The organism is Campylobacter iguaniorum, assembly GCF_000736415.1.
Lineage (GTDB): Bacteria > Campylobacterota > Campylobacteria > Campylobacterales > Campylobacteraceae > Campylobacter > Campylobacter iguaniorum.
Map to the genome: position 1 here is coordinate 816,799 of NZ_CP009043.1, position 25,682 is coordinate 842,480.

The 25,682-nt window shown below is 34.5% G+C and carries 30 protein-coding genes and 3 tRNA genes; 25 read left to right on the plus strand and 8 right to left on the minus strand.

Annotated elements, in window-relative coordinates:
- Positions 1–90: 90 nt before the first annotated feature.
- On the plus strand, positions 91–825 hold the full coding sequence (gene fliP, locus CIG1485E_RS04035) for a flagellar type III secretion system pore protein FliP (RefSeq protein ID WP_038453989.1): 735 nt from the start codon (positions 91–93) through the stop codon (positions 823–825).
- 1 nt (position 826) lies between these two features.
- Here the strand turns inward: fliP and CIG1485E_RS04040 are convergent, their stop codons facing one another.
- On the minus strand, positions 827–1,732 hold the full coding sequence (locus tag CIG1485E_RS04040; protein ID WP_038453991.1) for an AEC family transporter: 906 nt from the start codon (positions 1,730–1,732) through the stop codon (positions 827–829).
- A 189-nt stretch (positions 1,733–1,921) separates the two neighbouring features.
- On the opposite strand from CIG1485E_RS04040, the gene CIG1485E_RS04045 reads away from it, so the two are divergent.
- Positions 1,922–3,265: a class II 3-deoxy-7-phosphoheptulonate synthase gene (locus tag CIG1485E_RS04045; protein WP_038453993.1), complete on the plus strand. Its 1,344-nt coding sequence runs from the start codon at positions 1,922–1,924 to the stop codon at positions 3,263–3,265.
- A 41-nt stretch (positions 3,266–3,306) separates the two neighbouring features.
- On the opposite strand, the gene CIG1485E_RS04050 is transcribed toward CIG1485E_RS04045, so the two are convergent.
- Positions 3,307–3,909: a membrane protein gene (locus tag CIG1485E_RS04050; protein ID WP_038453995.1), complete on the minus strand. Its 603-nt coding sequence runs from the start codon at positions 3,907–3,909 to the stop codon at positions 3,307–3,309.
- A gap of 314 nt (positions 3,910–4,223) precedes the next feature.
- On the opposite strand from CIG1485E_RS04050, the gene CIG1485E_RS04055 reads away from it, so the two are divergent.
- The 3 genes from CIG1485E_RS04055 (at position 4,224) to CIG1485E_RS04065 (ending at position 5,784) form a co-directional block, all read left to right on the plus strand.
- A complete protein-coding gene (locus CIG1485E_RS04055) occupies positions 4,224–4,829 on the plus strand; it encodes a hypothetical protein (protein WP_144242170.1) in 606 nt (201 codons plus the stop codon).
- Positions 4,830–4,943: 114 nt separating this feature from the next.
- Positions 4,944–5,276, plus strand: a complete 333-nt coding sequence (locus CIG1485E_RS04060; RefSeq protein ID WP_144242171.1) for a hypothetical protein — start codon at positions 4,944–4,946, stop codon at positions 5,274–5,276.
- Positions 5,230–5,784 carry an autotransporter outer membrane beta-barrel domain-containing protein gene (locus tag CIG1485E_RS04065; protein ID WP_038454001.1) on the plus strand — a complete coding sequence of 185 codons (555 nt, stop codon included), beginning with the start codon at positions 5,230–5,232 and terminating at the stop codon, positions 5,782–5,784. The genes CIG1485E_RS04060 and CIG1485E_RS04065 overlap by 47 nt, the downstream gene beginning before the upstream one ends.
- A gap of 65 nt (positions 5,785–5,849) precedes the next feature.
- Here CIG1485E_RS04065 and CIG1485E_RS04070 read toward each other — a convergent pair whose 3' ends face one another.
- Entirely contained in the window at positions 5,850–7,070 is a 1,221-nt protein-coding gene (locus tag CIG1485E_RS04070) for a glutamate-5-semialdehyde dehydrogenase (protein WP_038454004.1), read from the minus strand.
- An 80-nt stretch (positions 7,071–7,150) separates the two neighbouring features.
- On the opposite strand from CIG1485E_RS04070, the gene CIG1485E_RS04075 reads away from it, so the two are divergent.
- The 10 genes from CIG1485E_RS04075 (at position 7,151) to CIG1485E_RS04120 (ending at position 14,907) form a co-directional block, all read left to right on the plus strand.
- Positions 7,151–8,098: an NAD(P)-binding domain-containing protein gene (locus tag CIG1485E_RS04075; protein WP_038454007.1), complete on the plus strand. Its 948-nt coding sequence runs from the start codon at positions 7,151–7,153 to the stop codon at positions 8,096–8,098.
- Between the two features lie 9 nt (positions 8,099–8,107).
- Complete coding sequence (locus CIG1485E_RS04080; RefSeq protein WP_038454010.1) at positions 8,108–10,021, plus strand: GumC domain-containing protein; 1,914 nt, start codon at positions 8,108–8,110, stop codon at positions 10,019–10,021.
- Entirely contained in the window at positions 10,018–10,713 is a 696-nt protein-coding gene (locus CIG1485E_RS04085; RefSeq protein ID WP_038454013.1) for a tRNA1(Val) (adenine(37)-N6)-methyltransferase, read from the plus strand. The genes CIG1485E_RS04080 and CIG1485E_RS04085 overlap by 4 nt, the downstream gene beginning before the upstream one ends.
- Positions 10,707–11,078, plus strand: coding sequence for a YkgJ family cysteine cluster protein (locus CIG1485E_RS04090; RefSeq protein ID WP_038454016.1), 372 nt, complete (start codon positions 10,707–10,709; stop codon positions 11,076–11,078). Before CIG1485E_RS04085 ends, CIG1485E_RS04090 begins: the two co-directional genes overlap by 7 nt.
- Positions 11,054–12,346 (plus strand): tetratricopeptide repeat protein, encoded by a 1,293-nt coding sequence (locus tag CIG1485E_RS04095; protein ID WP_051870916.1) that lies wholly within the window; start codon positions 11,054–11,056, stop codon positions 12,344–12,346. Before CIG1485E_RS04090 ends, CIG1485E_RS04095 begins: the two co-directional genes overlap by 25 nt.
- Positions 12,343–13,125, plus strand: coding sequence for an indole-3-glycerol phosphate synthase TrpC (trpC, locus tag CIG1485E_RS04100; RefSeq protein WP_038454020.1), 783 nt, complete (start codon positions 12,343–12,345; stop codon positions 13,123–13,125). The genes CIG1485E_RS04095 and trpC overlap by 4 nt, the downstream gene beginning before the upstream one ends.
- The gene (locus tag CIG1485E_RS04105; RefSeq protein ID WP_038454023.1) at positions 13,122–13,604 is read left to right on the plus strand and encodes an HIT family protein; all 483 of its coding nucleotides are present in this window, start codon (positions 13,122–13,124) and stop codon (positions 13,602–13,604) included. The genes trpC and CIG1485E_RS04105 overlap by 4 nt, the downstream gene beginning before the upstream one ends.
- Complete coding sequence (locus CIG1485E_RS04110; protein WP_038454026.1) at positions 13,601–14,341, plus strand: YaaA family protein; 741 nt, start codon at positions 13,601–13,603, stop codon at positions 14,339–14,341. Before CIG1485E_RS04105 ends, CIG1485E_RS04110 begins: the two co-directional genes overlap by 4 nt.
- Positions 14,342–14,440: 99 nt before the next feature.
- Complete coding sequence (locus CIG1485E_RS04115; protein WP_038454029.1) at positions 14,441–14,749, plus strand: HU family DNA-binding protein; 309 nt, start codon at positions 14,441–14,443, stop codon at positions 14,747–14,749.
- Positions 14,750–14,820: 71 nt separating this feature from the next.
- Positions 14,821–14,907: transfer RNA gene (locus tag CIG1485E_RS04120), tRNA-Leu, on the plus strand.
- Positions 14,908–15,381: 474 nt separating this feature from the next.
- Here the strand turns inward: CIG1485E_RS04120 and CIG1485E_RS04125 are convergent.
- Together CIG1485E_RS04125 and CIG1485E_RS09340 are read right to left on the minus strand one after the other, a co-directional pair.
- A complete protein-coding gene (locus tag CIG1485E_RS04125) occupies positions 15,382–15,738 on the minus strand; it encodes a type II toxin-antitoxin system HicB family antitoxin (RefSeq protein WP_038454031.1) in 357 nt (118 codons plus the stop codon).
- 2 nt (positions 15,739–15,740) lie between these two features.
- A complete protein-coding gene (locus CIG1485E_RS09340; RefSeq protein WP_235183861.1) occupies positions 15,741–15,887 on the minus strand; it encodes a type II toxin-antitoxin system HicA family toxin in 147 nt (48 codons plus the stop codon).
- Between the two features lie 322 nt (positions 15,888–16,209).
- Between CIG1485E_RS09340 and CIG1485E_RS04135 the strand changes: the two genes are divergently transcribed.
- Positions 16,210–16,662: a hypothetical protein gene (locus CIG1485E_RS04135; RefSeq protein ID WP_051870917.1), complete on the plus strand. Its 453-nt coding sequence runs from the start codon at positions 16,210–16,212 to the stop codon at positions 16,660–16,662.
- Positions 16,663–17,037: 375 nt separating this feature from the next.
- On the opposite strand, the gene CIG1485E_RS04140 is transcribed toward CIG1485E_RS04135, so the two are convergent.
- The 3 genes from CIG1485E_RS04140 to CIG1485E_RS04150 all read right to left on the minus strand — a co-directional run bounded on the left by CIG1485E_RS04140 (position 17,038) and on the right by CIG1485E_RS04150 (position 17,653).
- Positions 17,038–17,313, minus strand: a complete 276-nt coding sequence (locus tag CIG1485E_RS04140; protein ID WP_038454033.1) for a hypothetical protein — start codon at positions 17,311–17,313, stop codon at positions 17,038–17,040.
- A gap of 159 nt (positions 17,314–17,472) precedes the next feature.
- Positions 17,473–17,547 (minus strand) — tRNA-Met (locus CIG1485E_RS04145).
- 31 nt (positions 17,548–17,578) lie between these two features.
- A tRNA-Gln gene (locus CIG1485E_RS04150) sits at positions 17,579–17,653 on the minus strand.
- Positions 17,654–17,820: 167 nt separating this feature from the next.
- On the opposite strand from CIG1485E_RS04150, the gene CIG1485E_RS04155 reads away from it, so the two are divergent.
- The 9 genes from CIG1485E_RS04155 (at position 17,821) to CIG1485E_RS04195 (ending at position 25,619) form a co-directional block, all read left to right on the plus strand.
- Positions 17,821–19,047 (plus strand): argininosuccinate synthase, encoded by a 1,227-nt coding sequence (locus tag CIG1485E_RS04155; RefSeq protein WP_038454035.1) that lies wholly within the window; start codon positions 17,821–17,823, stop codon positions 19,045–19,047.
- A 70-nt stretch (positions 19,048–19,117) separates the two neighbouring features.
- Positions 19,118–20,179 carry a tyrosine-type recombinase/integrase gene (locus CIG1485E_RS04160; protein ID WP_038454037.1) on the plus strand — a complete coding sequence of 354 codons (1,062 nt, stop codon included), beginning with the start codon at positions 19,118–19,120 and terminating at the stop codon, positions 20,177–20,179.
- Positions 20,180–20,294: 115 nt separating this feature from the next.
- Complete coding sequence (locus CIG1485E_RS04165) at positions 20,295–21,479, plus strand: FtsW/RodA/SpoVE family cell cycle protein (RefSeq protein WP_038454039.1); 1,185 nt, start codon at positions 20,295–20,297, stop codon at positions 21,477–21,479.
- A complete protein-coding gene (gene murG / locus CIG1485E_RS04170; protein WP_038454041.1) occupies positions 21,476–22,477 on the plus strand; it encodes an undecaprenyldiphospho-muramoylpentapeptide beta-N-acetylglucosaminyltransferase in 1,002 nt (333 codons plus the stop codon). The genes CIG1485E_RS04165 and murG overlap by 4 nt, the downstream gene beginning before the upstream one ends.
- Positions 22,478–22,598: 121 nt before the next feature.
- The gene (locus CIG1485E_RS04175) at positions 22,599–22,910 is read left to right on the plus strand and encodes an HU family DNA-binding protein (protein ID WP_038454044.1); all 312 of its coding nucleotides are present in this window, start codon (positions 22,599–22,601) and stop codon (positions 22,908–22,910) included.
- Positions 22,911–23,029: 119 nt separating this feature from the next.
- Positions 23,030–23,275 (plus strand): RNA-binding S4 domain-containing protein, encoded by a 246-nt coding sequence (locus CIG1485E_RS04180; protein ID WP_038455569.1) that lies wholly within the window; start codon positions 23,030–23,032, stop codon positions 23,273–23,275.
- Positions 23,259–23,660 carry a tRNA (adenosine(37)-N6)-threonylcarbamoyltransferase complex ATPase subunit type 1 TsaE gene (tsaE, locus tag CIG1485E_RS04185; protein ID WP_038454046.1) on the plus strand — a complete coding sequence of 134 codons (402 nt, stop codon included), beginning with the start codon at positions 23,259–23,261 and terminating at the stop codon, positions 23,658–23,660. The genes CIG1485E_RS04180 and tsaE overlap by 17 nt, the downstream gene beginning before the upstream one ends.
- Entirely contained in the window at positions 23,653–24,381 is a 729-nt protein-coding gene (gene lptB, locus CIG1485E_RS04190) for an LPS export ABC transporter ATP-binding protein (protein WP_038454048.1), read from the plus strand. The genes tsaE and lptB overlap by 8 nt, the downstream gene beginning before the upstream one ends.
- Positions 24,381–25,619, plus strand: coding sequence for an RNA polymerase factor sigma-54 (locus CIG1485E_RS04195; protein WP_038454051.1), 1,239 nt, complete (start codon positions 24,381–24,383; stop codon positions 25,617–25,619). Before lptB ends, CIG1485E_RS04195 begins: the two co-directional genes overlap by 1 nt.
- Positions 25,620–25,682: the final 63 nt, after the last annotated feature.

A 25,682-nucleotide genomic window follows, 5' to 3' on the forward strand; every position in this document is an offset into this window, starting at 1 on the left:
AGTGGCAATATTGTAGCCAAGATAAACAAAATTTCAGATAAAAAACAGATAAATTTCGCTAAAATCAAGCATTTTAAATCAAGGCTAAATTTGAGATTTTTATTTTTATTATTATTTGGATTTGCTAGCATTTTTGCAGCTGATACCGTAACTGTCCCTACCATAAATTTAAGCCTAAGTGCCCCAGATACGCCAGCTCAGCTAGTCACTAGCCTAAATGTTTTAATCGTCCTAACTCTCCTTGCTCTTGCTCCATCGCTTATATTTGTGATGACTAGCTTTTTAAGGCTTATTATTGTTTTTTCATTTTTAAGGCAGGCGATGGGAACACAGCAAATGCCACCTACAAACATACTCATCTCACTTGCTTTGATACTTACATTTTTTATCATGGAACCAGTGGCTAAGAAGTCTTATGAAGAGGGCGTGAAGCCATATCTCGCAGAGCAAATCAGCTATCAAGAGGCTTTTGAAAAGGGCGCTAAGCCGTTTAAAGAGTTTATGGTGCGAAACACTAGAGAAAAGGATCTGGCGCTATTTTACCGTATACGTCAGCTACCAAATCCAAAAACCATAGATGATATTCCTTTAACCATAGCGGCTCCAGCTTTTATTATCAGTGAGTTAAAGACTGCTTTTGAGATAGGGTTTTTGATATATTTGCCATTTTTGGTTATCGATATGGTCGTAAGCTCAGTGCTAATGGCAATGGGTATGATGATGCTTCCGCCAGTTATGATATCATTGCCGTTTAAGCTGCTGATTTTTGTGCTAGTAGATGGGTGGAATCTACTAGTTGGAAATCTAGTAGATAGCTTTAAATAAATTAGTTTAGTATAAGAAGTATCGAAGGTATAGTTATAAACGTCGCAACTATGCCAAGAGCTACGCTTGATATGGCTAGGTTTGTGTCTAAATTTGCTTTAAGTATCATTGCGCTTGCTAAAACCATAGGCGGCATCGCGCATTCAACTAAGCCAATCAGCCATTTATCGTCTAAGCTTACACCAAATACAAAGGCAATTCCTATAAAAATCGCTGGTGCAAGAACCATTTTTGCTACTAAAACCACGCTTGTGCTTTTCCAAGCCGATTTGACGCTATTAAATCCAAGTCCGATTCCCACAGCAAACAAAGCCACTGGCACGACGCTACTAGCAAACATTTTAAGCGGTGGAAAAATGATGCCTGGAAGTTCAAAGTTTCTACAAATAAGCCCCAAAATCAGAGCCACAAATGGTGGAAATTTAAGCACTTTTATTGTGTTTTGCACTAGTGAAACTTTAGCTGGAGCTGCTAAAGACAAGATGAGAGGTCCAAGCATGGAGATAGGTATGCCAGTAGCAAGCTGATCGTAAAATATAACCTCATTTATCGCCTCATCACCGAAAAATCCTTGCACGACAGGGATACCCACAAACAGCGTATTACCAAACATACTAAGAAGTGCAAGACTTACTAAAGTTGGCTTTTTAAATTTAAGAAGTATGCCAACTCCAACAGCAATTCCCATAGCTATAAGCGATGAGCAAATACCAGTTAGGATAACATTTATCAAATTTATATCAATTTCGACATGATAAATTCTATCAAAAATCATCGCAGGAAGTGCGAAACAAAGCACAAAATCAACAAAAATTATAGATTGGTTTTGAGCCAAAACCTTTGTCTTTTTAGCCAAATATCCAGAGGCTAATAAGATAAATATAGAAAACATAGGTGCAAAAATCATTTTAATCATCCAAGTAAATTTATAAAGCGAGATTATATTACTCTTTGTATAAATTTAATTTTAATATTGAAGTTTTAGATTAAATTTATATAAAAATATCTATAAAATTTACTAAATAAAAAAAACTTAAGATGAATTTAGATACAATCTAACATTTTATACAATTATACAAAATTTAAGGATATTATGATGAAAGCTTGGAGCAGGGATAGTTGGAGAGATTATAATATATTGCAACAACCAACATATCCTGATAAAAATGCGTTAAAAAATAGTGAAGAAAAATTAAAAAGTTTGCCGCCGCTTGTTTTTGCTGGTGAAGTAAGAAATCTAAAAGAAGAGCTAAAAGACGTAACTTTAGGTAAAAGCTTTTTGCTTCAAGGCGGGGATTGTGCTGAGAGCTTTGAGAATTTTAGTGCAAATGGCATTAGGGATATGTTTAAAGTAATGCTTCAAATGGCGATAGTTCTTACTTTTGCTGGTGGATGTCCTGTAGTCAAGGTCGGACGCGTCGCAGGTCAGTTTGCCAAGCCTAGAAGTAGTGATTTTGAAGAGATTAACGGCGTAAAACTCCCAAGCTACCGTGGCGATATCATCAACGGCTTTGAGTTTAACGAGGCTGCGCGCGTGCCAGATCCAAAAAGAATGATAGAAGCTTATTACCAAAGTGCTTCTACATTAAACTTACTTAGAGCGTTTTCTCGTGGTGGTTTGGCTGATTTGCACGAGGTTCATCGCTGGAATCTTGGCTTTATTAAACGTGCTGATATAGGGGATAAATTTGAAAAACTTGCCGAGCAACTAACTCAAACGCTAAATTTCATGGAGGCGTGTGGCGTGACTACTGCAAACACTCCAACTCTAAGCGAAACCAAGCTCTACACATCACATGAGGCACTTTTGCTTCCTTATGAAGAGGCTTTGACCCGTGTGGATAGTCTTAGTGGTGACTGGTATGACTGCTCTGCTCATATGCTTTGGATAGGTGAGAGAACACGTGGGCTTGATGACGCTCATGTGCATTTCCTAAGTGGGGTTAAAAACCCAATTGGCTGCAAAATGGGACCAGATGCTAAGGCTGAAGATATAATCGCTATGGCAAACAAACTAAATCCAAACAACGAAGCAGGTCGCCTAAATATCATCATCAGAATGGGTGCAAACAAGATAGAAGATAGGCTTCCAGCTATCTTAAACGGTGTGAAAAAAGAGGGCTTAAATATACTTTGGAGTATTGATCCGATGCATGGAAACACTGTAAAAGCAAGTAGTGGATTTAAAACTCGTGAGTTTAATGCTGTGATGAGCGAGGTCAAGAGCTTTTTTGATATTCACAAAGCTTGTGGCACAATAGCTGGTGGCGTGCATCTTGAGATGACAGGACAAGACGTCACAGAATGCACCGGTGGTGTGTTTAAGGTGACTGAAGATGGGCTTGCTAGTCGCTATGAAACTCAGTGCGACCCAAGACTAAACGCAGATCAGGCACTTGAACTGGCGTTTTTAATAGCTGATTTAGTTAAGAAAAGATAGATTAGAGCTTATTAACCGGATTATATGATCCGGTTAAATGATTAAAATTTGTAGTTATATCCTAGATAAAAACCATAATTTGTCTCTTTGGCGTCTTTCATCTCAGATTTATCTGATTTGCCATAGTCTGTTCTGTCTGCTTTTAAGCCAAACTCAACTTCGTTGCTTTCGTCGATAGCATATATTCCACCTAGTTTAGCTCCTATAATCCAGCCTTTTATATCGTCTTTTTCATTTTCATCTATTGCATTAACTTTCATTTTTAAGATAGACATACCAGTATATCCGCCAATTGCTAGTTTAAGATCATTTGCAACGACTGGAGTATACTCAGCGCCGATTATAAATTTATGAGTATTCCACTTTAGAGCAAGAGGGTCTCCGTCTTCATCAATGATAGAATCCTTAGTTTGCAAATCATAAATATAAGAGCCGTAAACTCTATAAATATCAAAATCATAACCAGCTTTTAGACCGATTCCTATTTGATTATCTTTAAAATTAGCTGAGTTTATTTCATCTTTTGTTTTTAGATTTGATTCAAAAGAATAATCGCTCTCAACGCCGATAAAAGCACCTTCACCCATTGCAAAAGCACAAGTGATAGAGACTGCAATGCCGATTTTTAAAATAGAATTTTTCATATTTCCCCTTTTTTAATATGTTTAAAACTCAATATTATAGCAATTTATATATAAATTTGATATGGTTATGGTCTAAGAGAATTAAATTTATGTAAATAATATATTGCTAAAATCTTAAAGTAAAAACTTTATAAAAAATAAAAAAATACATAAAATATTTAAATTTATATACATTTTACTTAAGTTGTGTTATAAATATATTACTTTATTATGAGGAGGTTATATGCAAGGAACTAAAATATCGGCGCTAGCATGTGTTTTGCTACTTATGGGGGGGGGCACCGTTTTTGACTATTAGTGCGGACGCACAGACTGTGAATGAGATAAAATCAGATACGGATAAGACCAAAATGATTTTAGAACTTCTAGGGCTTAGGTTTGAGGATATATTAAAGATTATTCAAAATCCAGATGAAAGAGTTAGTCATACTTCATTGAGTTCTATTGATATTTTAAAGACTTTAGAAGATATCATGGAGGGAGCTGAATATGAACTTTTAATAGAATCAATTAGTAATTTTATTTATTCAAATATTAAAAAATATCCCTCAGTATTTTTTGAAAGCCGTATTAAAACATTACTAGGAAATTATAGCGATCAAATTTTACAAAGCAAAAATGAAAAGCTGATACAATTAATATCTTTGTTATTTGGCGATGACTTTTTACGACAAAACAGCTTACCAGTAGACCTAAAAGACAGATTTGAAACATGGTTTGTCCATTATGTAGATGTTGCCCCAAACACCAGTGCTTCACTGCCAACTAATCTAATAACAGATATATACAGCGCCACCACTCATCTTTCTGCTGACACAAAAGCAGCTCTAAAATTGGTAGATAATCCAAAAAGAATTGAAGAAATTGGACGTGTAGTAGTGGGATATCCAGTCATTTTACAGGTACGTGTGATGGTATAGCCAAAACAGATAAACTTCAATACTTTTCGAGTTTCGCAAAAAGAAAAATCAAAAATCCTATATTTACTCAAAGCTCTTGAAGGGCTTGAGTTTGCTTCAAATAACGATATGATTGTGGGTAGGGTATTAAATGAATACAACAAACAGCTAGATTTATCAAATTTGCTAATATCGCCTTTTACTTCAAGGAGCAAGTTTGATGATAGCACGTTTAACATGTACGGAACTGCCATAGGATACAATCATATATTTGATAATAACATAGTCCTTGATACATATGTAGGATTAGCAAAGACAAACTCGAAAAACCAGTACATCAAAAGCGAGGCAAACTCTTATGAACTAGGGGTAAATTTGCAAAAAAGCTTTGGCTATCATAGCTTTGGCTTTGGTGTTGCGTATGGTATCAAAGACAGATGTAAAAAACTACGACTTTTTGGAGTTTAGTTTAAAAGGTAAATTTGATAGTGAATATATAAATACAAATGCAAACTATATCTACAACGCCTATACTAAAGACGGCTTTAGCGTAGCTCCATTTTTTGATGTAAACTATCTATATTCTAAGGCTGATGATCACGAGCTAGATACTATGATAGGAGATGAAAGATTTTATCAGTATTTCTCAGACTTTAGACAAAAGACTCTTTTGGCAAGTGCTGGAGTTGGATTTACTCAGGAGCTAAATAAGTTGAGTTTATACTTCGCTCCACGTATTCAACAAGAGATTATAAATGACGGAAGTGAGTTTGTAAGCCATTTTGGTGGAAGTAGGTTTAGCATAGATCCAGATGACAAAAAAGATATGTATTTGGCTCTTAGTTTAGGCGTGAATTTGTATGTAAATGATAGGCTTAGTCTAGGATTTAATATAAATGGTAAGCAAAAGATAAGTAATAGAGATAAAGAGTATCAAAATATAAATGGTATGCTAAAAGTGAAGTATAACTATTAGTAAAAGATAAATTTGGATACTTAAATTAAGTATCCAAATTTGATGTTTTTTTCAGATATGAAGATTTATCTTATTTCGCCATTTCCACGGATTATGTATTTATAAGTGGTAAGCTCTTTTAGTCCCACAGGTCCTCTTGCGTGAAGCTTGTTTGTGCTGATTCCTACTTCAGCCCCAAAGCCAAACTCCCCACCATCGCTAAAACGTGTTGAAGCATTGGCATAAACGCAAGCACTATCGACAAGGCTCAAAAACTGCTCGCAAGAGCTGTAATCTTCGCTGATTATTGCTTCAGAATGCCCTGAACTGTGTAAATTGATATGCTCCATTGCCTCTTCTAAGTTTTCAACTATTTTTAAATTTAGCTTGAAATCAAGATATTCCCTATCCCAGCTAGCTTCATTTGCAAGGGTGCAAGGCAAGATATTTGCTACTTTTTGACACCCAAAAATCTCCACATCAAATTTATCCAAACCAGCCTTTAAAAGTGGCAAAAACTCATTTACAATGCTTTGATGAATTAGCACGGTCTCAGCGGCGTTGCAAGCTGAAGGGCGAGAGCATTTGGCATTTACGCAAATATTTATGGCTTTAGATAAATCAGCAGATTTATCCACGTATATGTGACAGACGCCTTTATCATGCTTTAACACTGGCACAGTGGCGTTTTGGGATACAAATTTGACTAGATTTTCGCCACCTCTTGGGACGATTAAATCAAGATATTCATCCATTTTGATGAGTTTTTCTACTTCACTTCTATCTATGTCTAAAAACAAAACGCTTTTTGGCAAATTTAGAGTTTCGTAAGCTTGATTTATGCTTTGCATTATTGCTGAATTTGTGTTTCTAGCCTCTTTTCCGCCTTTTAAAACGCAACCATTTGCGCTTTTGATACATAATGCTGCGACTTCAGCTGTGACATTTGGGCGGCTTTCATAGATCGCACAAATATTGCCGATAGGAATTGAGATTTTTTGTATTTTTATCCCGCTTTTTGCTTCCCAGCCATCATTTATCACGCCGATGACTTCTTTTAAATTTGCTATATCTTCTAGTGATTTGCAGAGCAAATTTATAGTATTTTCATCAAATTTAAGCCTGTTTTGCATAGCTTGGCTTAAAGATTTTGCATTTTGTAGATCAATTAAATTTGCTTCAATGATGTTTTTTATATTTTTTTTGATTTGATTTGAGATTTCTAGTATCAAATTTACTCTATTTTTTTGCCCGATTTTTTGCAAATATTTTGATGACTTTTTCAGATCATTTAATAATTTTTCCATTTTAGAACCTATTTTTAAGGGAAATTTTGATATATTTTAAGATTAAAATGCTTTAAAACAAATATAATAATGGAGAAAATATGGAAAATATATATGATGCAATCGTGATTGGTGGAGGACCTTTTGGTATCGCCACTGTTGTTGAGGCCAAACGAAAAGGCTTCCAAAACGTCCTTTTACTAGAAAAAGGTGATAATCACTCTCAAACTATTCGTAAATTTTACAAAGACGGCAAGAGGGTTGATAAGGTCTATAAAGGGCTTGATAGCGATACAAAAGGTAGCGTTGAGTTTTTTGATGGGACAAAAGAAAGCACGCTAAACTACTTTGATAAGCTTCTTGATGATGGTAAGATAGATGCACTTTTCAACTGCGAAGTTGAGGGGATCAAAAAGACTGGCGAGATTTTTGACGTGCATACTGCAAAAGGTAGCTTCAAAACAAAATATGTGATGATAGGTATCGGCAAAATGGGCAAACCAAACAAGCCAGAGTACAAAATCCCGCCTTCACTAAATCAAGTGGTAAATTTCAACCTAAATGGCTGTAACTGTGGCGAAGAGATTTTGGTCGTGGGTGGTGGAAACTCTGCTGCTGAGTACGCTGTGGAACTTAGTAAATGCAACAAAGTAACGCTATGCTATAGAAAAGAAAAATTCACAAGATTAAATGAGATTAACGAAACTAGCGTTTTTGAATACGCAAACGCTGGCAAACTAAAACTAAAACTTGGCTTAGATGTAGTTGGCTTAGACAATGAAAACGGCCTTGTAAAAGTCAATTTCAACGACGGATCAAGCCAAATATATGATAGAATTATATATGCAATTGGTGGCTCAACTCCTGTTGATTTCTTACAAAAATGCGGTATAGAGATGAATAGCGACTCTCAACCTATCTTAGATGAAAATCTTCAAACAAAAACTCTAGGGCTTTTTGTCGGTGGAGATATCGCTAGTAGGACTGGTGGAAGTATCGTTGTGGCGTTAAATGACGCTCATAAAGTGATTAGTTATATTATAAAATAAGGTTTGTTTGTGAAAAAGGTAGTTTCAAATTTACTTATTATTGGTGGGATTTTGCTTACTGGATGCAATGAGTCGCAGAGCAAAAATAGCTCAAATAATCTATATCTTAAATTTGAAAACCTACCAGCAGACGAACAAGACAGATATATAAGCAAAGATGAGCTTGACAAATTTGGTCAGTATTTCACTGTTTCTAGCTATGAAAAAGAGCTAGTAAGCAGTGGAGAGCCGATAAATGGTGATATCAATGAGCTTAAAGCTATGATTGAGACACTAAGGCAAAAAAATAGGTTGTTGTTTGAAGATAATGCTGAACTTATTGGCAAAAACTGGGCTATGCTAAATAAATTTAGGGAGCAAAAAACAGCATTTGACGATGAGAAAAAGCTTGTTATTTCAAAAAATTTAGAAGATATGAATGACGCTGAAAACCAGCACTACAAAAACATAAATGATCTAACCAAAAAGATAAATGACCTTCAAAAAGAAAATATTTCCAATATCAAATCGTATGAAGCTAAGGTCGTCGCACTACAAAATGAGCTTGATAACTACAAAAACAAGCTAAAAGAAACAAGCCTTAGCTTCGATGATAGGCTTATAAATGCTACCAGAGATGAGCGTATGAATAGCTCTGCTTTGGCTGAGAAAAATCGCTATCTAAACGAAGAAATAAAGGCTTTAAAAGAGTCTATGAAAGCTCAAATTTCAAAGCTAGAAGCTCAAATTTTAGACCAAAAATCAAAAATGGATCTGCTAAAACAGATAAATTTTGAAGACTCAAATAAGCTAAATGATCTCTTAGCAGCTCATACAAATGAGATTATCGAGCTTCAAAACAAAAATGCAAAAGAGTTAAATGAGCTAAAAAACACAATCTTGGCACAAAAAAAAGAGTATTTGGATGAGTTAAATGCCAAAAGTGGCGAGTTTTTGAAGCTTAAAAAAGAGTATGAAGAATATAAAGTAAGCTCTCAAAGAGGGCTAGAATCTGCAAAATTAAGCGTCCAAAAGGAGCAAAAAGAGATAACTCAAAATATAATCCAAAAAGTCCAGAATGACTACAATAGAATAATTTTTGAACAAAATGCTACAATAGGAAGTTTGAAAGATCAAATTTCAGCTTTGGAATCTAAGTTTAAAGTAGAAATATCAAAAAAAGATGAAGAATACTCAAAATCCCTTGAAGAGCTGAAAATCAAGGCAATGTCTTTGAAAAATGCCGAAGATAAAAAGAGCAAAAATCTTCAAAAAGAAGTTGATGAGCTAAAGTCAAATTTGGGTGCAAAAGATAGCCAAATACTCTCTTTAAACCAAAAAATAAATGAGATAAAAAATGCAAAACTAGATCCAAAAACAGGGCAAAATTATGAGATTTTAAACTCCACTATCACAAATCTAAAATCACAAAATGAAGAGCTAAAAAATAGGCTTAACTCTTTTGATAATGAGGCAAAAAAACTAGTTGATGAAGAGAAAAAAAGAGCCAAACAAAACGGCGATTTGCTAATAAAATACTATGAAAATAGGATAAGCGATATCAAAAATCAAGAGGAATTAATCCTAAAAAATAGCTTTAATATAGAAGATAAAAAGCTTGTTTTTGAGATGGTTTGCGATGATTTATCTGGGGGTAAACTAAGCACGGCTTGCGAGAAAAAGCTTAATGAACTATTTAAAAAATATGATGAAAAATACTTTTATGAAATAACTCCAGTTGTGGCTAAATTTGAGTATTTAAGCTCTGAAAATAGTGATCTTATAAATATAAATTTGCAAAACTTTAAATCCAGCAAAGACGCCTTAAAACTAGCGCGCAAGGTGATTTTGGATAAATTTGGTAATGGGGCAAATTTATCTTACTCAAATCAAACTATTTTTGTCAAAAATGGCTATGGATTTGGTTTAAAAGTTTATAAATGATTTTATACCAGCTTGAAAATGGGTATCGCTACAACAGCGACACCTTGTTTTTATATGATTTTATAAGCAAAAATAGGCTTAGTGGAAATGTCCTTGACGCTGGGTGCGGGTGCGGGATTTTGGGATTGCTTCTCAAAAATGATTTTAAAAATATCGCTCTTACTGGCCTTGATATTCAAGCGATAAATACCCAAATAACCAAATTTAACGCTAAGCAAAACAACCTTGATGTGACGACTATTTGTGCTAATTTTAATGAGTTTAAAAGTGAGATTAAATTTGACATTGTGGTTTCAAATCCGCCATTTTACAGCGACGATATACCAAAAAGCCAAAATGAGCATATAAACTTAAGCAGATACAGCCAGAGCCTTGATCTTAGGGATATGCTTAGAAGTGTGAATGCTATCATAAAGCCAAAAGGAAGCTTTTATTTTTGTTATGATGCAAGGCGGATTTGTGAGGTTATGCAAGGACTTTGTGAGTTTAAGTTTAACCTAACAAAGCTTAGATTTGTCCATGCAAAAGCTAATAGCGCATCCAAACTTGCTCTTTTTGAAGCCAAAAAAAGCTCAAAATCAAAATGCGAAATATTGCCAAGTTTGGTTATGTTTGATGGTGAGAATTACGGCAAAGAAGCTAGTGAAATTTTTGCAAAATCAAATACTAAAAGTGAGATTTATAAATGCTAAAAGAAGATGGATTTTCTTATTGTTTTGACCCGCAAAAGTGCCAGAGTTGTGGTGGGAAGTGTTGTACTGGCGAGAATGGTTATATCTGGATTGATGAAGATGAAATGAGTAAATTAAGTCGTTATCTTGATCTTGATATCGCAAATTTTAAGAGCATTTTTACTTATCAAGTTGGAGTAAGATTTAGTTTAAAAGAAAAAGAGTATAATGGCGGCTTTGCTTGTGTATTTTTCAATGAAAAAGACCTAAACTGCGGTATCTACGAGTATAGACCAAAGCAATGCAAGACCTTTCCGTTTTGGAACTATTTTAAGAAAAATTATAATGAATTGGAGAAAGAATGTATTGGTGTAAAGCAACTTTAGTGCTTGCTCTTTTTTTATCTGGTTGCTCGCTCAAACAAAATATAGATGCGAACAAAGTTCAAATTTATGATAATATAGATGTGAATTCCACGCTTTATTCTGATACTTTAGAGGCATTTTATATGCTTGATGAGAGTAAAAATAAAGAGGCGTTAAATAAATTTTATGAATTATATAAAATAACAAAAGATAGTGCTTATCTCAAAGAAGCCTTAAAAATCGCCTTTGTAAATAGAGATGAAAAGCTAGAAGAATTTATAAAAGAAGCAAATAAATCTATAAAAAATGACTTTGATATCTATAGAATGGAAATAGGATATTATATTTATTCATCTCAAATAGATGAAGCTAAGCAGCTAGCTAAAACTCTTCTAGTCAAAGAGGGACAAAATAGCATAAACCACTCTATTTTAGGCACGATTTATCTGCTTGATAACAAGCCAAAAATGGCTTTAAAAGAGTTGAAAATAGCCTATGATCTAGACCCAAATGAAGAAAATGTGCTAAAACTAGCAGATATTTTGGATAATAAACTAGACAGACAAAATGATGCGATCAAATATCTTGAAAATTGGATCAAAGAAAATGAATGCTCAAAGCCGGTATGCTTTGCACTTTTAAATTTATACTCATCAGCTGGTGAGTTAAATTTGATGGTTGAGCTATATGAAAAACTATATAATGAGTTTAAAGAGGTTAAATTTCTGCAAAGGGCGCTTGAGATTTTGGTATATAAAAAAGATCTTTTAGCAGCTAAAATACTGCTTGAAAAGTATGAATTCAACGACATGGCTTTGGCTGAGATTTATGCCGAGCTTGGCGAGTATCAAAATGCATATAATATGGCTACCAAGATTTATAATATCACTAAAAATCCTGATTATATCGCAAAAATGGCGATTTATAAATACGAGCAATATGGCAAAGAAATAAGCAAATTTGAGCTTGCTATAGTCATAAAACTTTTTGAAGATACTATGAAACTTACAAATAATCCAGTTTATTTAAATTATTATGGATACTTGCTAATCGACCATGAAATCGATATCAAAAAAGGTCTTGAGCTTGTCAAAAAAGCCTATGAAATCGATCCAAACTCGCCTTTTATCATCGACTCAGTTGCTTGGGGATATTATAAGCTTGGAGATTGTAAAGAGGCTAAAATATGGATGGATAAAGTCAAAGATGATATTAAATTTATGAATACAAACGAGGCATTAGAGCATAAAATCAAGATAGACAAATGCCTCATAAAAGGCAAAAAATGATACTTGATGAGATAATATCTAAAACCAAATTTGAACTTGAAATAAAAAAAGAAAAATTGCCATTTAGGCTCCTTGAAATAGGGCTTTTAGGTGCGTATCAGCCAAGAGACGTGCTAGCTAGCCTTAAAAGCAAAAATGGAGAACTAAATATCATAGCTGAAGTCAAAAAAGCAAGCCCAAGTAAGGGCATTATAAGGAAAGATTTTGATCCACTTAGCATTGCTTTAGAGTATGAAAAAGCTGGAGCGAGCGCCTTTTCAGTGCTTACAGAGCCATTTTATTTTAAGGGCGATTTAGAGTATCTTGGGCTCATTAGAAGATACACAAAAACCCCGATTCTTAGAAAAGATTTCATCATAGATAACTACCAAATTGCTGAGGCTAGAGTTTATGGTGCTGATTTTGTCTTGCTTATAGCAAAAGCCTTGTCAAAAGATGAGCTAAAATCGCTTTTTGAGTATGCAAAAAGCCTTAGTTTGGAGGTTTTGTTTGAGATCCACGATGAAGAAGACTTGGAAAAAGCTACCTTCGCTGGAGCAAATATCATAGGCATAAATCATAGAAATTTGCAAACTTTTAAAATGGATATGAGCCTTTCAGATAGGCTTATTCCACTTATTGCAAAAGACAAAATCATAGTCGCAGAAAGTGGACTTAGCTCACATGAAGACCTCATAAGGCTGAATAAAATCGGCGTTGATGCGTTTTTGATAGGAGAGCATTTTATGAGACAAAGTAGCATTTATGAGGCTGTAAAAAACATAAAAGGTCAAATATGAAACACGAATTTGCCCCATGGAGATCTGAATATTTCAGTAATAAAACTGATGGTTGCGTATTTTGCCAAATGCAAGACGGAAATAATGATGAGAATTTCATACTTTTTAGAGCCCAAAACTGCTTTGGCGTGATGAACCGTTACCCTTACACGCTTGGCGAGTTTATGGTGATTCCATATCTTCACACTGATAATATAGAAAGCTTAGATGAGCAAATTTGGCAAGAAATGAGCCATTTTGTAAGGCTTGGGGTAGGGGTTTTAAAGGACAAACTCCACGCAAATGGCGTAAATATTGGTATGAATCTTGGAGCTGCGGCTGGGGCTGGGATAGCTGAGCATATACATTATCATTTGGTTCCAAGGTGGAGTAGGGATACAAACTTTATAACGACCATAGGCTACACAAGGATTCATGGAGTTCCATTTTATGAGCAATACAAAGTCCTAAAAGAAGCCTTTGATGAGATTTTAAAATGAAAATTCTCTTTTCACCAAGCGAAACCAAGATTGCTGGAGGAGACGAGCTTAAATTTGATAAAAGCTCACTCATTTTTCCAAATTTATATGAAAAAAGAGTTTTGGCTTTACATAAATTTAATGATTTTTTGCAAAATGCATCTTTTGATGAGCTTTCAAAACTTTTTGGCTTAAAAAAAGATGAAGAGGTCAAATACTACTCTAATGATATCTTCTCAAAACCTCTTATGAAGGCCATTTTGCGTTATAACGGCGTAGCTTATGAATACCTAAAATACAGAAGTTTAGATGAGAACGCACAAAGCTACATAGATGAAAATACACTCATTTTTTCAAATTTATATGGGTCGATTTTGGCAAAAAATTTTATTGTTGATTACAAGCTCAAGCAGGGTGAAAATCTACCAGATTTTGTCTTTGATGACTTTTACAAACAAAACTTTAGTGATGAGCTTGATAAAATGCTTGAAAATGAAGATATAATCGATCTTAGAGCTGGTTTTTATGAAAAATTTTACACTATAAAAAAGCCATTTTTGACTGTGAAATTTTTAAAAAATGGCAAGGTTGTGAGCCATTTCGCAAAAGCATATCGTGGCATATTGCTAAGAGAATTGGCTATAAACAAAGTCCAAACTATTGATGAATTTTATAACTTAAATATAAAAAAATTAAAGATCAATAAAATTATTCAAAAAAAGCTAAGAAATGAAATAATTTTTGATATTTTTGAATAATTATATTAAAAATATATTGTATACACTAAAAAAGTATTGTAAAAAATCCCAAATAGTTGTAAAATGATGCTAACATAATTCTTTCATAAAGGATAAAATATGAAAAAAGCTGATTTTATTGATTTAGTTGCTAAAAAAGCCGGTCTTACAAAAAAAGATGCGTCAGTCGCTGTAAATAGCGTCGTAGACTCAATCTGCGAATCTTTATGTGCTGGAAAAGATGTCAGTTTCATCGGATTTGGCTCTTTTAATGTTGTTGAAAAAGCAGCCAGAGAGGGCAAAATCCCAGGCAGTGATAAGACATACAAAACAGCCGCTTCAAAGTCTGTCAAATTTAAAGTTGGTAAAAACTTAAAAGACGCAGTTGCAGCAAAGAGTTGCAAATCTTCAAAATGTGCTAAAAAATAATTGGCATTTGTAAAGATAGATTAAAGGAAATTTAATCTATCTTCTTGTATAATCCAATTTCTTATTTTTATGCCCAAGTGGTGAAACTGGTAGACGCGCTAGACTCAAAATCTTGTACGGGCAACCGTGTGTCGGTTCGAGTCCGACCTTGGGCACCATTGTTTATTTTATTATTAAAACCCATTATATCATTGTTTGAAAGTGTTTGGGAAATATACTTTCCCTTGTAATTTCAAATTAAATGTTATAAATATACTATTTTCTCTAGGAAAAATTTCCCATACCTTTCTATAAAGTAAGAAAAATTATACTAATTCTTACCTAAATTTATTAGTAAGTATAAGAAATATCTTCATAGTTATCATTTTAAGAATAAAAGCTAGAATTAAATAAGATTAATGTTTTTTATCAAATAGGCTTTTTAAAGCGTATTTAAGTCCAGCGAAAGACATAATATCTAAAAAGGTATCATATTTTGCTTTAAATTTAGGCCTAAAATCTATATGCAAAACATTTAAAAGTGGTTTGAAAATGATATATTATTTTGAAAATAAAAACAAAGCATATTACAAAAATACTTCCTAATAGCTCAAGCATAAATAATTATAACACAAAGGATTAATTTAGTAAAATCAAAGGCTACTAAGCCTTAAATTTGCACTTTCAGCCAAAAACTGCGATCTGTTTTTTGTGATTTTGTCTATAGATTCTATTAGGCTTTTAGGTAAGGTTATGTTTATTCTTACTTTTGTATCCGAACTAGCAGGAAGTGGAATATAACTCTTATCTTTAATCAAAGTTTCAAGCATAAGCCTAAAAGCTAAATCAAGCTTATCTAAAGCTTTCTTTTTAGTTTCGCCATCACCATAAAATAACGCTACGCCCTTAAAATCTGGCATTGTAGCACAATACCCACCGCCTTCACTGTCTGATATTTTTGTAATTTCTATTTTATATGGCAAATTTAAATAATATTCTAAATCTTGCATTTTTATCCTTTTATAGCGTTTAATACTAGTTTTACATAAAATATTTTCATAGGCTTATGATATGGCAATGTTATTAATAATTTACCATTGCTAAATTGATGATGTGAGCCTTTGATATCTCTTAGCTCAACCCCATTATTTTTTAACACCTTTTTCTAATATCTCAAATCTTACATTTGTTAGATTGTTTTCTAAGCTCTTTTATAAGTTTGTCTTTTTTTGGGTGCTTTAAATATCGCTTTTAAAATATCTATAAACAAAAATGCAAACCATATTAGTGCTGAAATTAAAAAAATTACTATGTGCGGAAAAAATTCGCAATCAGACAAATCAGTAAAACTAAAATTTTTCATTACAGCTCCAAATTTGTGTAAATATTTTGTGATTTTACCATAAAAAGGGTTAATTATACAAACTGAAAGCGAGAAAAAATCTGCAGCTATTTGGAGAAACGAGCCGTTTTTAGGTAAAATGCTTCCAAGTAACTTTGGTTTGCCACCATATCATTTTAGATGTCGCACTGAGCTTGTGCCTGCGTGGATAGATAGTGAGCAGATAGATGGCGTCTTGATGAATAATACAAGTCCATTAAATAAAGATGAAGTAGTAAAACATATAGATAAGACTGGGGTAGAAAGAGTTTTAAAAAATAACAATACCCACATAGCCAAAAAGCACAAAGAAAGTAGTGTGGAAAATATAGTAAAAGCTCTAAACTCTATAAATACAACTGCTCCGAATAAAGACAACAGATATATAAATACCTTTAGTGACAATGGGTATTTTATGGTTTTTAATGGTAATGAGATAGTGACCTGCTATAAGCCAAACGAGAACAAAAAAGAGGCGTTTGATTACTTTAAAAGAAGATCGGTATATGATAAAAAAGAGGTGATAAAATGGAAAATTGTAAATTTAATATAGAGTATTTGGGCATAGAGTGGTTTATAGAAGTTTCTAACTATGATAAAGATAAAGCAAAAAGGGCTTAAAATAATTTCACCTATAACATCTGTAATAGATGGAAAAATAGCACAAGTATTTGATATCTTAACCCCACAATAAGAAGATATAGAAGAAGCAAAAGAATATAAAGAATTTTACGAGATTTGCGACTTTGAAGTATTATCAAATGGGCATAAATTTAGTGGAACTTTCATCGATGCTTTGGAGTATATAAGAGCAAATTTTGGGTCACACACCCAAATTTACACCGACTTGGTTCGCCAAGCCTAAACGATAATTTGTATCGTTTCTTTGTTGGCTCATCTGCAAGATAAAAAGTCTTTTGTGTAAATTTTATAATTTAAAAGCCTTTTTAATATCGCTTATAACCTTACTTTTTACATCTCTAGCAAGGGCAGTTTTAGCCCTTGTAAATCCTCCACTACTCAAATATCTATCCAAAGCATTCTCTAAATATGGCTGAGCTTTAGTGCCTGGATGATTTACCTTCCTTGCGAATGCTTTTGTGCCACGCGAACCAGTCCGCCCGCCACCACCCACTAAAGCACCACTTGTGGGGTACCCCGAACTATTCCATGCTAAGGCTTTAGCTTTTTTTACTTTGATCATATTGGGCTTTGTGCCATAATGGACAAATTTAGCATAAGGTGCTAGAGTTGTATTTAATTGTTAAGAAAAGTTCCTTTTATGTTCCTTTGGTTTGAATATAAGAAGCCCTCTATTTATTTTTAACAACTAAGCAAAGTGTGATAAAATCAATATTTGATTTGGTTGCGAGAGAGGGACTTGAACCCCCGACCTTCGGGTTATGAGCCCGACGAGCTACCACTGCTCTATCTCGCGATAGGTGTATAAAATAGCAGAACATTAAAGCTGGATGGGGTAAGAGGATTCGAACCTCTGAATGACTGGACCAAAACCAGTTGCCTTACCGCTTGGCTATACCCCATTGCTAAAATGAGCCGAAATTATATAATTTTTTTTTGGATTTGTCAAGGGTTTTTTGATGATTTGTAAAATTTATACAAATTATTTATCAAATTTACTTATTTAGAAACTCTTTATATAAATTTAGATAAAATCGCAAGAAATTTTTAAACTCAAAGAAGGTGGACAATGCAAAAACAAGATGTTAAAAAAGTAGTTTTGGCCTATAGCGGCGGACTTGATACAAGTATTATTTTAAAATGGCTTCAAGATGAGTACAAATGCGAGGTTGTGACTTTCACAGCTGACATCGGTCAAGGCGAAGAGGTCGAGCCAGCTCGTAAAAAAGCTATAAATTTAGGAATTAAACCAGAAAATATCTTCATCGAAGATTTGCGTGAAGAGTTTGTAAGAGATTTTGTATTTCCTATGTTTAGAGCAAATGCGATTTATGAGGGCGAGTACTTGCTAGGCACATCTATCGCAAGACCACTGATAGCAAAAAGGCTTGTAGAAATAGCAAAAGCCACTGGTGCAGACTGCGTGAGCCATGGGGCTACAGGTAAGGGAAATGACCAAGTGAGATTTGAAATCGGTGCTTACGCTCTAAATCCAAATATAAAAGTCATCGCTCCTTGGAGAGAATGGGATTTAAACTCACGCGAAAAATTGCTTGCTTACGCTGAGAAAAATGGCATCGATATAAGCAAAAAAAAAGGTAAATCGCCATATTCAATGGACGCAAATTTACTTCACATATCTTATGAAGGTCTTGTGCTAGAAGATCCAAATCACGCTCCAGAAGATGATATGTGGAGATGGAGTGTAAGCCCTAAAAACGCTCCAGATGAGAGCGAAATAATCGAAATCGAGTACAAAAACGGTGATCCAGTCGCACTAAATGGCAAAAAATTAAGCCCAGCTGAAATGCTAACTGAGTTAAATCGCCTTGGTGCAAAACACGGCATAGGTCGTCTTGATATAGTAGAAAACCGCTACGTCGGTATGAAGAGCCGTGGCTGCTACGAAACTCCAGGCGGCACAATCATGCTAAAAGCCCACAGAGCCATCGAGAGCATTACTCTTGATAGAGAAGCAGCTCACTTAAAGGACGAGCTAATGCCAAAATATGCTAGTTTAGTTTATAATGGATATTGGTTCTCTCCGGAGCGCAAAATGCTTCAAGCCGCAATCGATGAGAGCCAAAAACACGTAAATGGCACAGTAAGAGTCGAGCTATACAAAGGCAATGTCATCATCATCGGCAGAGATAGCAAAACAGATAATCTCTTCAACGAAGCTTACTGCACATTTGAAGAAGACAGCGTGTATGATCAAAAAGACGCAAACGGCTTTATTAAGCTAAATGCCCTTAGATTCATCATTGCTGGCAAAAACGGTAGAACAAATAACTAAATTTATATAGTCCAAATTTGGCTTTAATGCTAAATTTGGGCTTTAAATTTATCCAAATTTAAAGAAACTCATGAAATACAAACTTGACTGCAAAGACAGCTTTGAAAGCTCATTTTTATTTTGGCTTACAAGATTTGTCAAATACAAGCTAAACTCATTATCAAACAAAGAGCTAAAAGACGGCGCAGCCTTAGCTAGCGTGAATTTTGCCCTTACAAAAGGCGTGAGCAACATTGATGAGCTTGACGGACTTGTCAAAAAGGCTAGAAACGCAGGGCTTACTGGTATTAACACGTATTTTAATCCACTTAAAAAAGTTTTTGAAGTTTTGAAATTTTACGAGCTTGAGAGCTTGACGCAGATAGATGAAGAGCTTATCAGCGAAGTTCTAGCTAGCACGACTGGAAATCTCAGCGACGCAAGCAAAAAAAATTACCGCATAGCTGTGATAAATTTTTTTGAGTTTGTCGAAAAACAAAATGAAGAAGACGGCAAGGCTCATCTTTTTGAAATCGAGCTAAAAAACTGGGGTGGCGTGAGTGGTGCTAGGGGTCAAAAATTGCCTGAGTTTATGAGCGAAGATGAGGTTAAGCAGTTTTTAAAAGCTATAGAAGAAGCCGATTTCAAACAAAACTCAAACCGCAACAAATTAATCGTCAAAATCATCATTTTTACAGGCATTAGAGTCAGCGAAGCGCTAAATTTAAAAAGAAAAGATTTGAGCGAAGATGGTGATTTGTTTATCATCAGGATTCGTGGCAAAGGCAACAAATACCGTGTCGTGATGATAAAAAAACATCTCATCGAAGAGCATTTGCAAAACATCGCGATAAACTATATCAATCAAGATGGATATCTTTTTGTTAATCACAAAGGCACAAAACTCACTCAAGCCTACATAAGCCGCATTGTGGAGCAGATTTTGTTTAAAGCTGGAATTCGCAAAGAAAAAAACGGCGCTCACATGCTCCGCCATACGTTTGCTACTATGCTTTACAAAAAGCAAAAAGACCTAGTCTTAGTCCAAGAAGCTCTTGGTCACGCTAGTCTAAATACAAGCAGGATTTATACTCATTTTGATAGTGAAAAGCTAAAACTCGCTGCCAAAGTCGCCGAAGATCTGAGCGAGTAATTAAATTTGGTATTTATAAATTTATAAAATAAAATTATCTCTAAAATTTATCTTTTATCCTTATAAAAGCCAAATTTAAGTATAATCCAAGCCGTTAAATTTAAAAAGGCTCAACTTGTTTTGTGATACCAAACTTTTTTACACTTGCGCAGCGCTTATAGCAATCGGTATTATATTTTCTTTGTCGTTGCCGGCATTTACTGTGCTGTATTTTGACTACCAAAGTTATCATTTTTTTATAAGACAATTCATTATAGGAATGGCTGGAGTTCTTATCATTTGGGCTATATCTAGGCTAGATCCAAATCGCCAGATTTTAGGCTCTCTTACGACATTTGAAGTGCTTGGATTTGGACTGTTTTTTAGCTCATTTATACTTATGATTGTGATGCAATTTTTGCCTGCTTCCATAGTGCCAGTAACTGGTGGTGCTAAGCGTTGGATCAGGCTTGGTGGTATTTCTTTATCGCCTGTTGAGTTTTTTAAGATCGGTTTCGTGTTTTTCCTAGCGTGGAGCTTTTCAAGGAAAATAGATAGTAATAAAAAGAGGCTAAAAGATGAGTTTAAGATACTTTTTCCGTATTTTATACTTTTTGGTATGGCTGTTTTTCTTATTGCTATTTTACAAAAAGACCTTGGACAAGTAGTTGTTTTAACCCTCGTGCTTATGATACTTGCGACATTTGCTGGTACTAGCAAGAAATTTTTTGGAATTATTGGAGTAGCTGGTATGGTTTTGGTTGTCCTTGCTATCATATCTCAGCCGCACAGAATCAGGCGTTTTCAGTCTTGGTGGGTGACAAACCAAGACTTCTTTTTATCCATACTTCCAGCCAATATGGCTGAGTTTATGAGAGTGAGCGACGCTGAAGAGCCATATCAGATAACCCACTCACTAAATGCCATTTATCATGGTGGATTTTTTGGGGTAGGGCTTGGAAATGGTACATTTAAGCTTGGATTTTTGAGTGAGGTTCATACGGATTTCGTGCTTGCTGGCATAGCTGAAGAGGTTGGATTTGTGGGGATTTTTGTCATTACTATGCTTATGCTAAGTGTGATATATAGAATACTTAAAATCTCTGCAAGGAGTGAAAATAAAGTTTATCATCTATTTTCTTTAGGAATCGGCGCTATCGTGACTTTGGCGTTTTTGATGAACTCTTATGGCATCACTTCTATCACGCCTATTAAAGGTATCGCGGTGCCATTTTTAAGCTATGGTGGTAGCTCGATTTTAGCTCTTTGTATAGGCATCGGTATGGTTTTAATGATAAGCAAAAAGGCGGATTTATCATGATAGTAGTAAGTGGTGGTGGCACTGGCGGTCATTTGGCGATCGCAAAAACTCTTGCAAAAGAGCTAAAAGATAGAGGCTTAGAAGTCGTTTTTATCGGATCTAGTGGCGGTCAAGATAAGATGTGGTTTGAGCATGATGAGGGCTTCAGGTTTAAGTATTTTTTACCAAGTAGCGGCGTGGTAAATAAAAGCGGATTTCAAAAACTCTCATCACTTATAAATATCATCAAATTAGCATTTGCTTGCAAGAGAGTATTTAAAAAACATGGCGTTCAAAAGGTCATAAGTGTGGGTGGCTACAGCTCAGCTCCAGCTTCAATAGCTGCTATTTTGTTTGGTAAAAAACTTTACATCCACGAGCAAAATGCAGTGTGCGGAAGGCTAAATTTGCTTCTCAAACCATTTTGTACTAAATTTTTTAGCTCATATAGTAAAAATCCATATAGTTATCCAGTGAGCGATAAGTTTTTTGACAGTGCTAGAATCAGGCAAAATCTAAAAACTATACTATTTTTAGGTGGTTCGCAAGGTGCTAGTTTTATAAACTCTTTAGCTCTAAATTTAGCTCCAAATTTAGATAAAAATGGCATAAAAATCATTCATCAATGTGGAAAAAAAGAGCTAGAGAGCGTGAAAGAAAGCTACGAAAAACTAGGCATAAACGCCACTATTTTTGACTTTAGCAAAGATATACAAAACTATATGCAAGAAGCTGATCTTGCTATTAGCAGATCTGGAGCTAGTAGTTTGTGGGAGCTTTGTGCGAACTCTTTGCCAGCTATTTTTATCCCATATCCATACGCTGCGAAAAATCATCAGTATTTCAATGCCAAGTTTTTAGAAGAGCTTGGACTGGCTCAAATTTATAAGCAAGGCGAGATAAATACTCAAGATTTTATGCAAAATTTGCTAAATTTAGATCTTGAAAAAATGTCTAGAGGGCTTGAAAAAACTATTTTAAAAGACGGCTCTAAGAAAATAATAGATGAAATTCTCTAAAAATGTAGATATAATTGCTTCTTTTTAAGAATTTATGGCAAAATATTGTTTAAATTACTTGAATAATGTTTAAAAATAATGTAGAATACGAATTGTAAAATTTTTAAGTAAAGGATTTAAAATGACAAAAACAGAATTTGTAAGCCTAGTAGCTTCTAAAGCTGGTCTAACTAAAAAAGATACTGAACTTGCACTTGATGGATTTCTTGAGAGTATAAGTGAAGTTCTAACAAAAGGCGATAGCGTAACTTTTGTTGGTTTTGGTACATTTGGTGTAACTGAAAGAGCTGCTAGAACAGCTAAAGTTCCAAGCACAGGCAAAGAAATAAAAGTTCCAGCTAAAAAAGCTGTTAAATTTAAAGTAGGCAAAAACCTAAAAGATGCTGTAGCTAAAATCGGTTGTGGCACTTCTAAATGCGCTAAAAAGAAATAATTTAATTCTTATTCCCTTCTTAAATGAAGGGAAAATACAAAATCAAAAAATCAATTTTAAATACCCAAATTTATTACCATAAAATGCTAAATTCAGCCAAATTTGGCTATTATTATAACATGAGAATAGATAAATTTTTAAACACCGTAAATATAACAAAAAGAAGAGCAGTAAGCGAAGATATGTGCAAAAGTGGGGTTGTAAGCATAAACTCTACTGTCGCAAAACCTAGCAAAGAGGTCAAAATAGGCGATATAATCACTATCAAATTTATATCAAAAGAAGTTAGCTATGAAGTTCTTGAGCTTCCTGTGCTTAAAACTATCCCAAAAAGTGAGCAGGGTATTTATGTCAGAGCGATTTGAACTAGAGCTATCGCAGCTAAATTTGCTTGTAGAGAGATTGCCTAAATCTGGCGTGATAATCTTGCAAGGTGACTTAGCAAGTGGAAAAACCACGCTTACAAAAGCCATAGTAAAAAGCCACGGAATGAATGAAAATGTTACTTCGCCGACTTTTAGTGTGATGCAAAACTATGGAGATATATATCATTATGATATTTATCAAGATGGCTTTGAAGGGCTGAAAAAAAATGGCTTGTTTGAAAATCTCTTTGAAGACGGGCTTCATATCGTAGAATGGGGCGATGATGAGCTTATTAAAATGCTTAAAAAATACAGCATTCCTACTTGCATGATCAAGATAACAAATGCTACAAATAAACGAATTTATGAGGTGAGTTTTGCATAAATTAGAAGTTAAAAACCTAGAAAAAATCATAAAAAAAACAAAGATTATAAATGATATTTCGCTAAATGTGAAAAGTGGCGAGGTCGTCGGTCTACTTGGGCCAAATGGAGCTGGAAAAACCACGACATTTTATATGATTTGTGGGCTTATATCTGCGACAAATGGAAAGATATTTTTAGATGAACAAGATATATCTAACATGCCACTTCACAAAAGAGCACGCCAAGGCATCGGATATTTGCCACAAGAAAGTAGCGTTTTTAAAGACCTTAGTGTAGAAGAAAATTTAAGCCTAGCTGCTGAGATATTTTATAGCGACCAAAAAGATATAGACCAAAAAGTCAATGAAATGCTAAATTTGCTAAACATCGAGCCGATTCGAAGTCGCCTTGGACTTAGCCTAAGTGGTGGAGAAAGAAGGAGATGTGAGATAGCAAGAAGCCTTGTGATAAAGCCTAAATTTCTACTTCTTGATGAGCCGTTTGCTGGAGTAGATCCAATAGCAGTGGCTGATATACAAAGCATTATAAACGACCTTAAAAACCTAAATATCGGCGTTTTGATAACAGATCACAATGTCAGAGAAACCCTAGCTATATGCGACCGAGCCTATGTCATCAAAAACGGAAGCTTGCTTGCTAGCGGAAGCGCTAATGAAGTAGCAAATAACAAGCTTGTTAGGACGCATTATCTTGGAGAGGAGTTTAAACTCCTAGACTGATGAAACTAGCTCAAAAAGTAACCCAAAAAGCTAAACTAAATCAGACATTACGTAGCTGGCTTCCTATATTGCAAGCCAGTAGTGATGAGCTTAAAGATACTTTAGAGCCATTTATCAAAGACAATCCATTTGCTAAAATCGAAATAGACAAACCTCACCATTCAAAAAACTTTTATAATGAGTTTTATAGCAACCACGTAAGCGACAGAATCGAGCAAATGAGCGTTTATGAGTGTAGCTTATACGAAAAACTCTATTCTCAAATAGACAAACCACTTTTTCCAACTCAAAAATCAAAAGATATAGCAAATGCCATTATAGAGTGCATAAATAGCGAAGGTTATTTTGAGTATAATGATGAAATTTTAGCCAAATTTGATGCTAAAGATGTGGAAAAAATAAGAAAAAGATTTGCTTATCTTGAGCCAATTGGCGTGGGGGCAAAGGATTATAAAGAGAGTTTTTTATTCCAGCTTGATGAGCTTTGTGATGATGATGAAATTTATACTTTAGCAAAAGATATGATAAATGATTTTGAAAATTTATCAAAATATACAAAGCAAAAAAACTACGAAAACGCACTTAAAATAATTAAAAAATTCAAAAATCCACCAGCTGTGGAATACCTAGAAGATGAAGCTCAAGTTACGCCTGATATTTACGTTTTCACCACAGATGAGGGCGTGGAAGTCAAGGTGAATGATGAGTTTTACCCAGAAATCCTCATTGATACTGAGGGCATTGATGAAAAATGCGAGTTTGTCAGCTCTAGGATCAAAGAAGCTCGCGATCTCATAGACGCTCTTGAGATGAGAAAGGCCACGCTTTACAAAATCGGGCTTATGATAATCGAGTATCAGTATGATTATTTTTTGGGTGGAGATATCAAGCCAATGAAACTCAAAGACATAGCAGGAGATCTTGGCAGAAATCCTTCTACCATAAGCAGAGCCATACAAAATAAATTTCTTAGCTGTTCGCGTGGAATTGTCGCACTCAAAAACTTCTTTGCAGCAGCAGCCAGTGAAGATATCTCAAACGCAGCCATAAAGGATTTTGTAAAAAACCTAATCAAACAAGAAAACCACCAAAAACCACTCAGCGATGAGGCGATACTTGCTTGCATAGAAAAAGATTTTGGCATAAAAATCGTCAGAAGAACTATCACAAAATACAGAAAAGCACTAAATATCGGAAGTTCAAGCCAAAGAAAAAAGATATACGCTATAAATTCGTAAGTTTTATTTGGATTGTTTTTATACAATTACTCTTTATTTTAAATGTTTTTTTGATAAAATAAT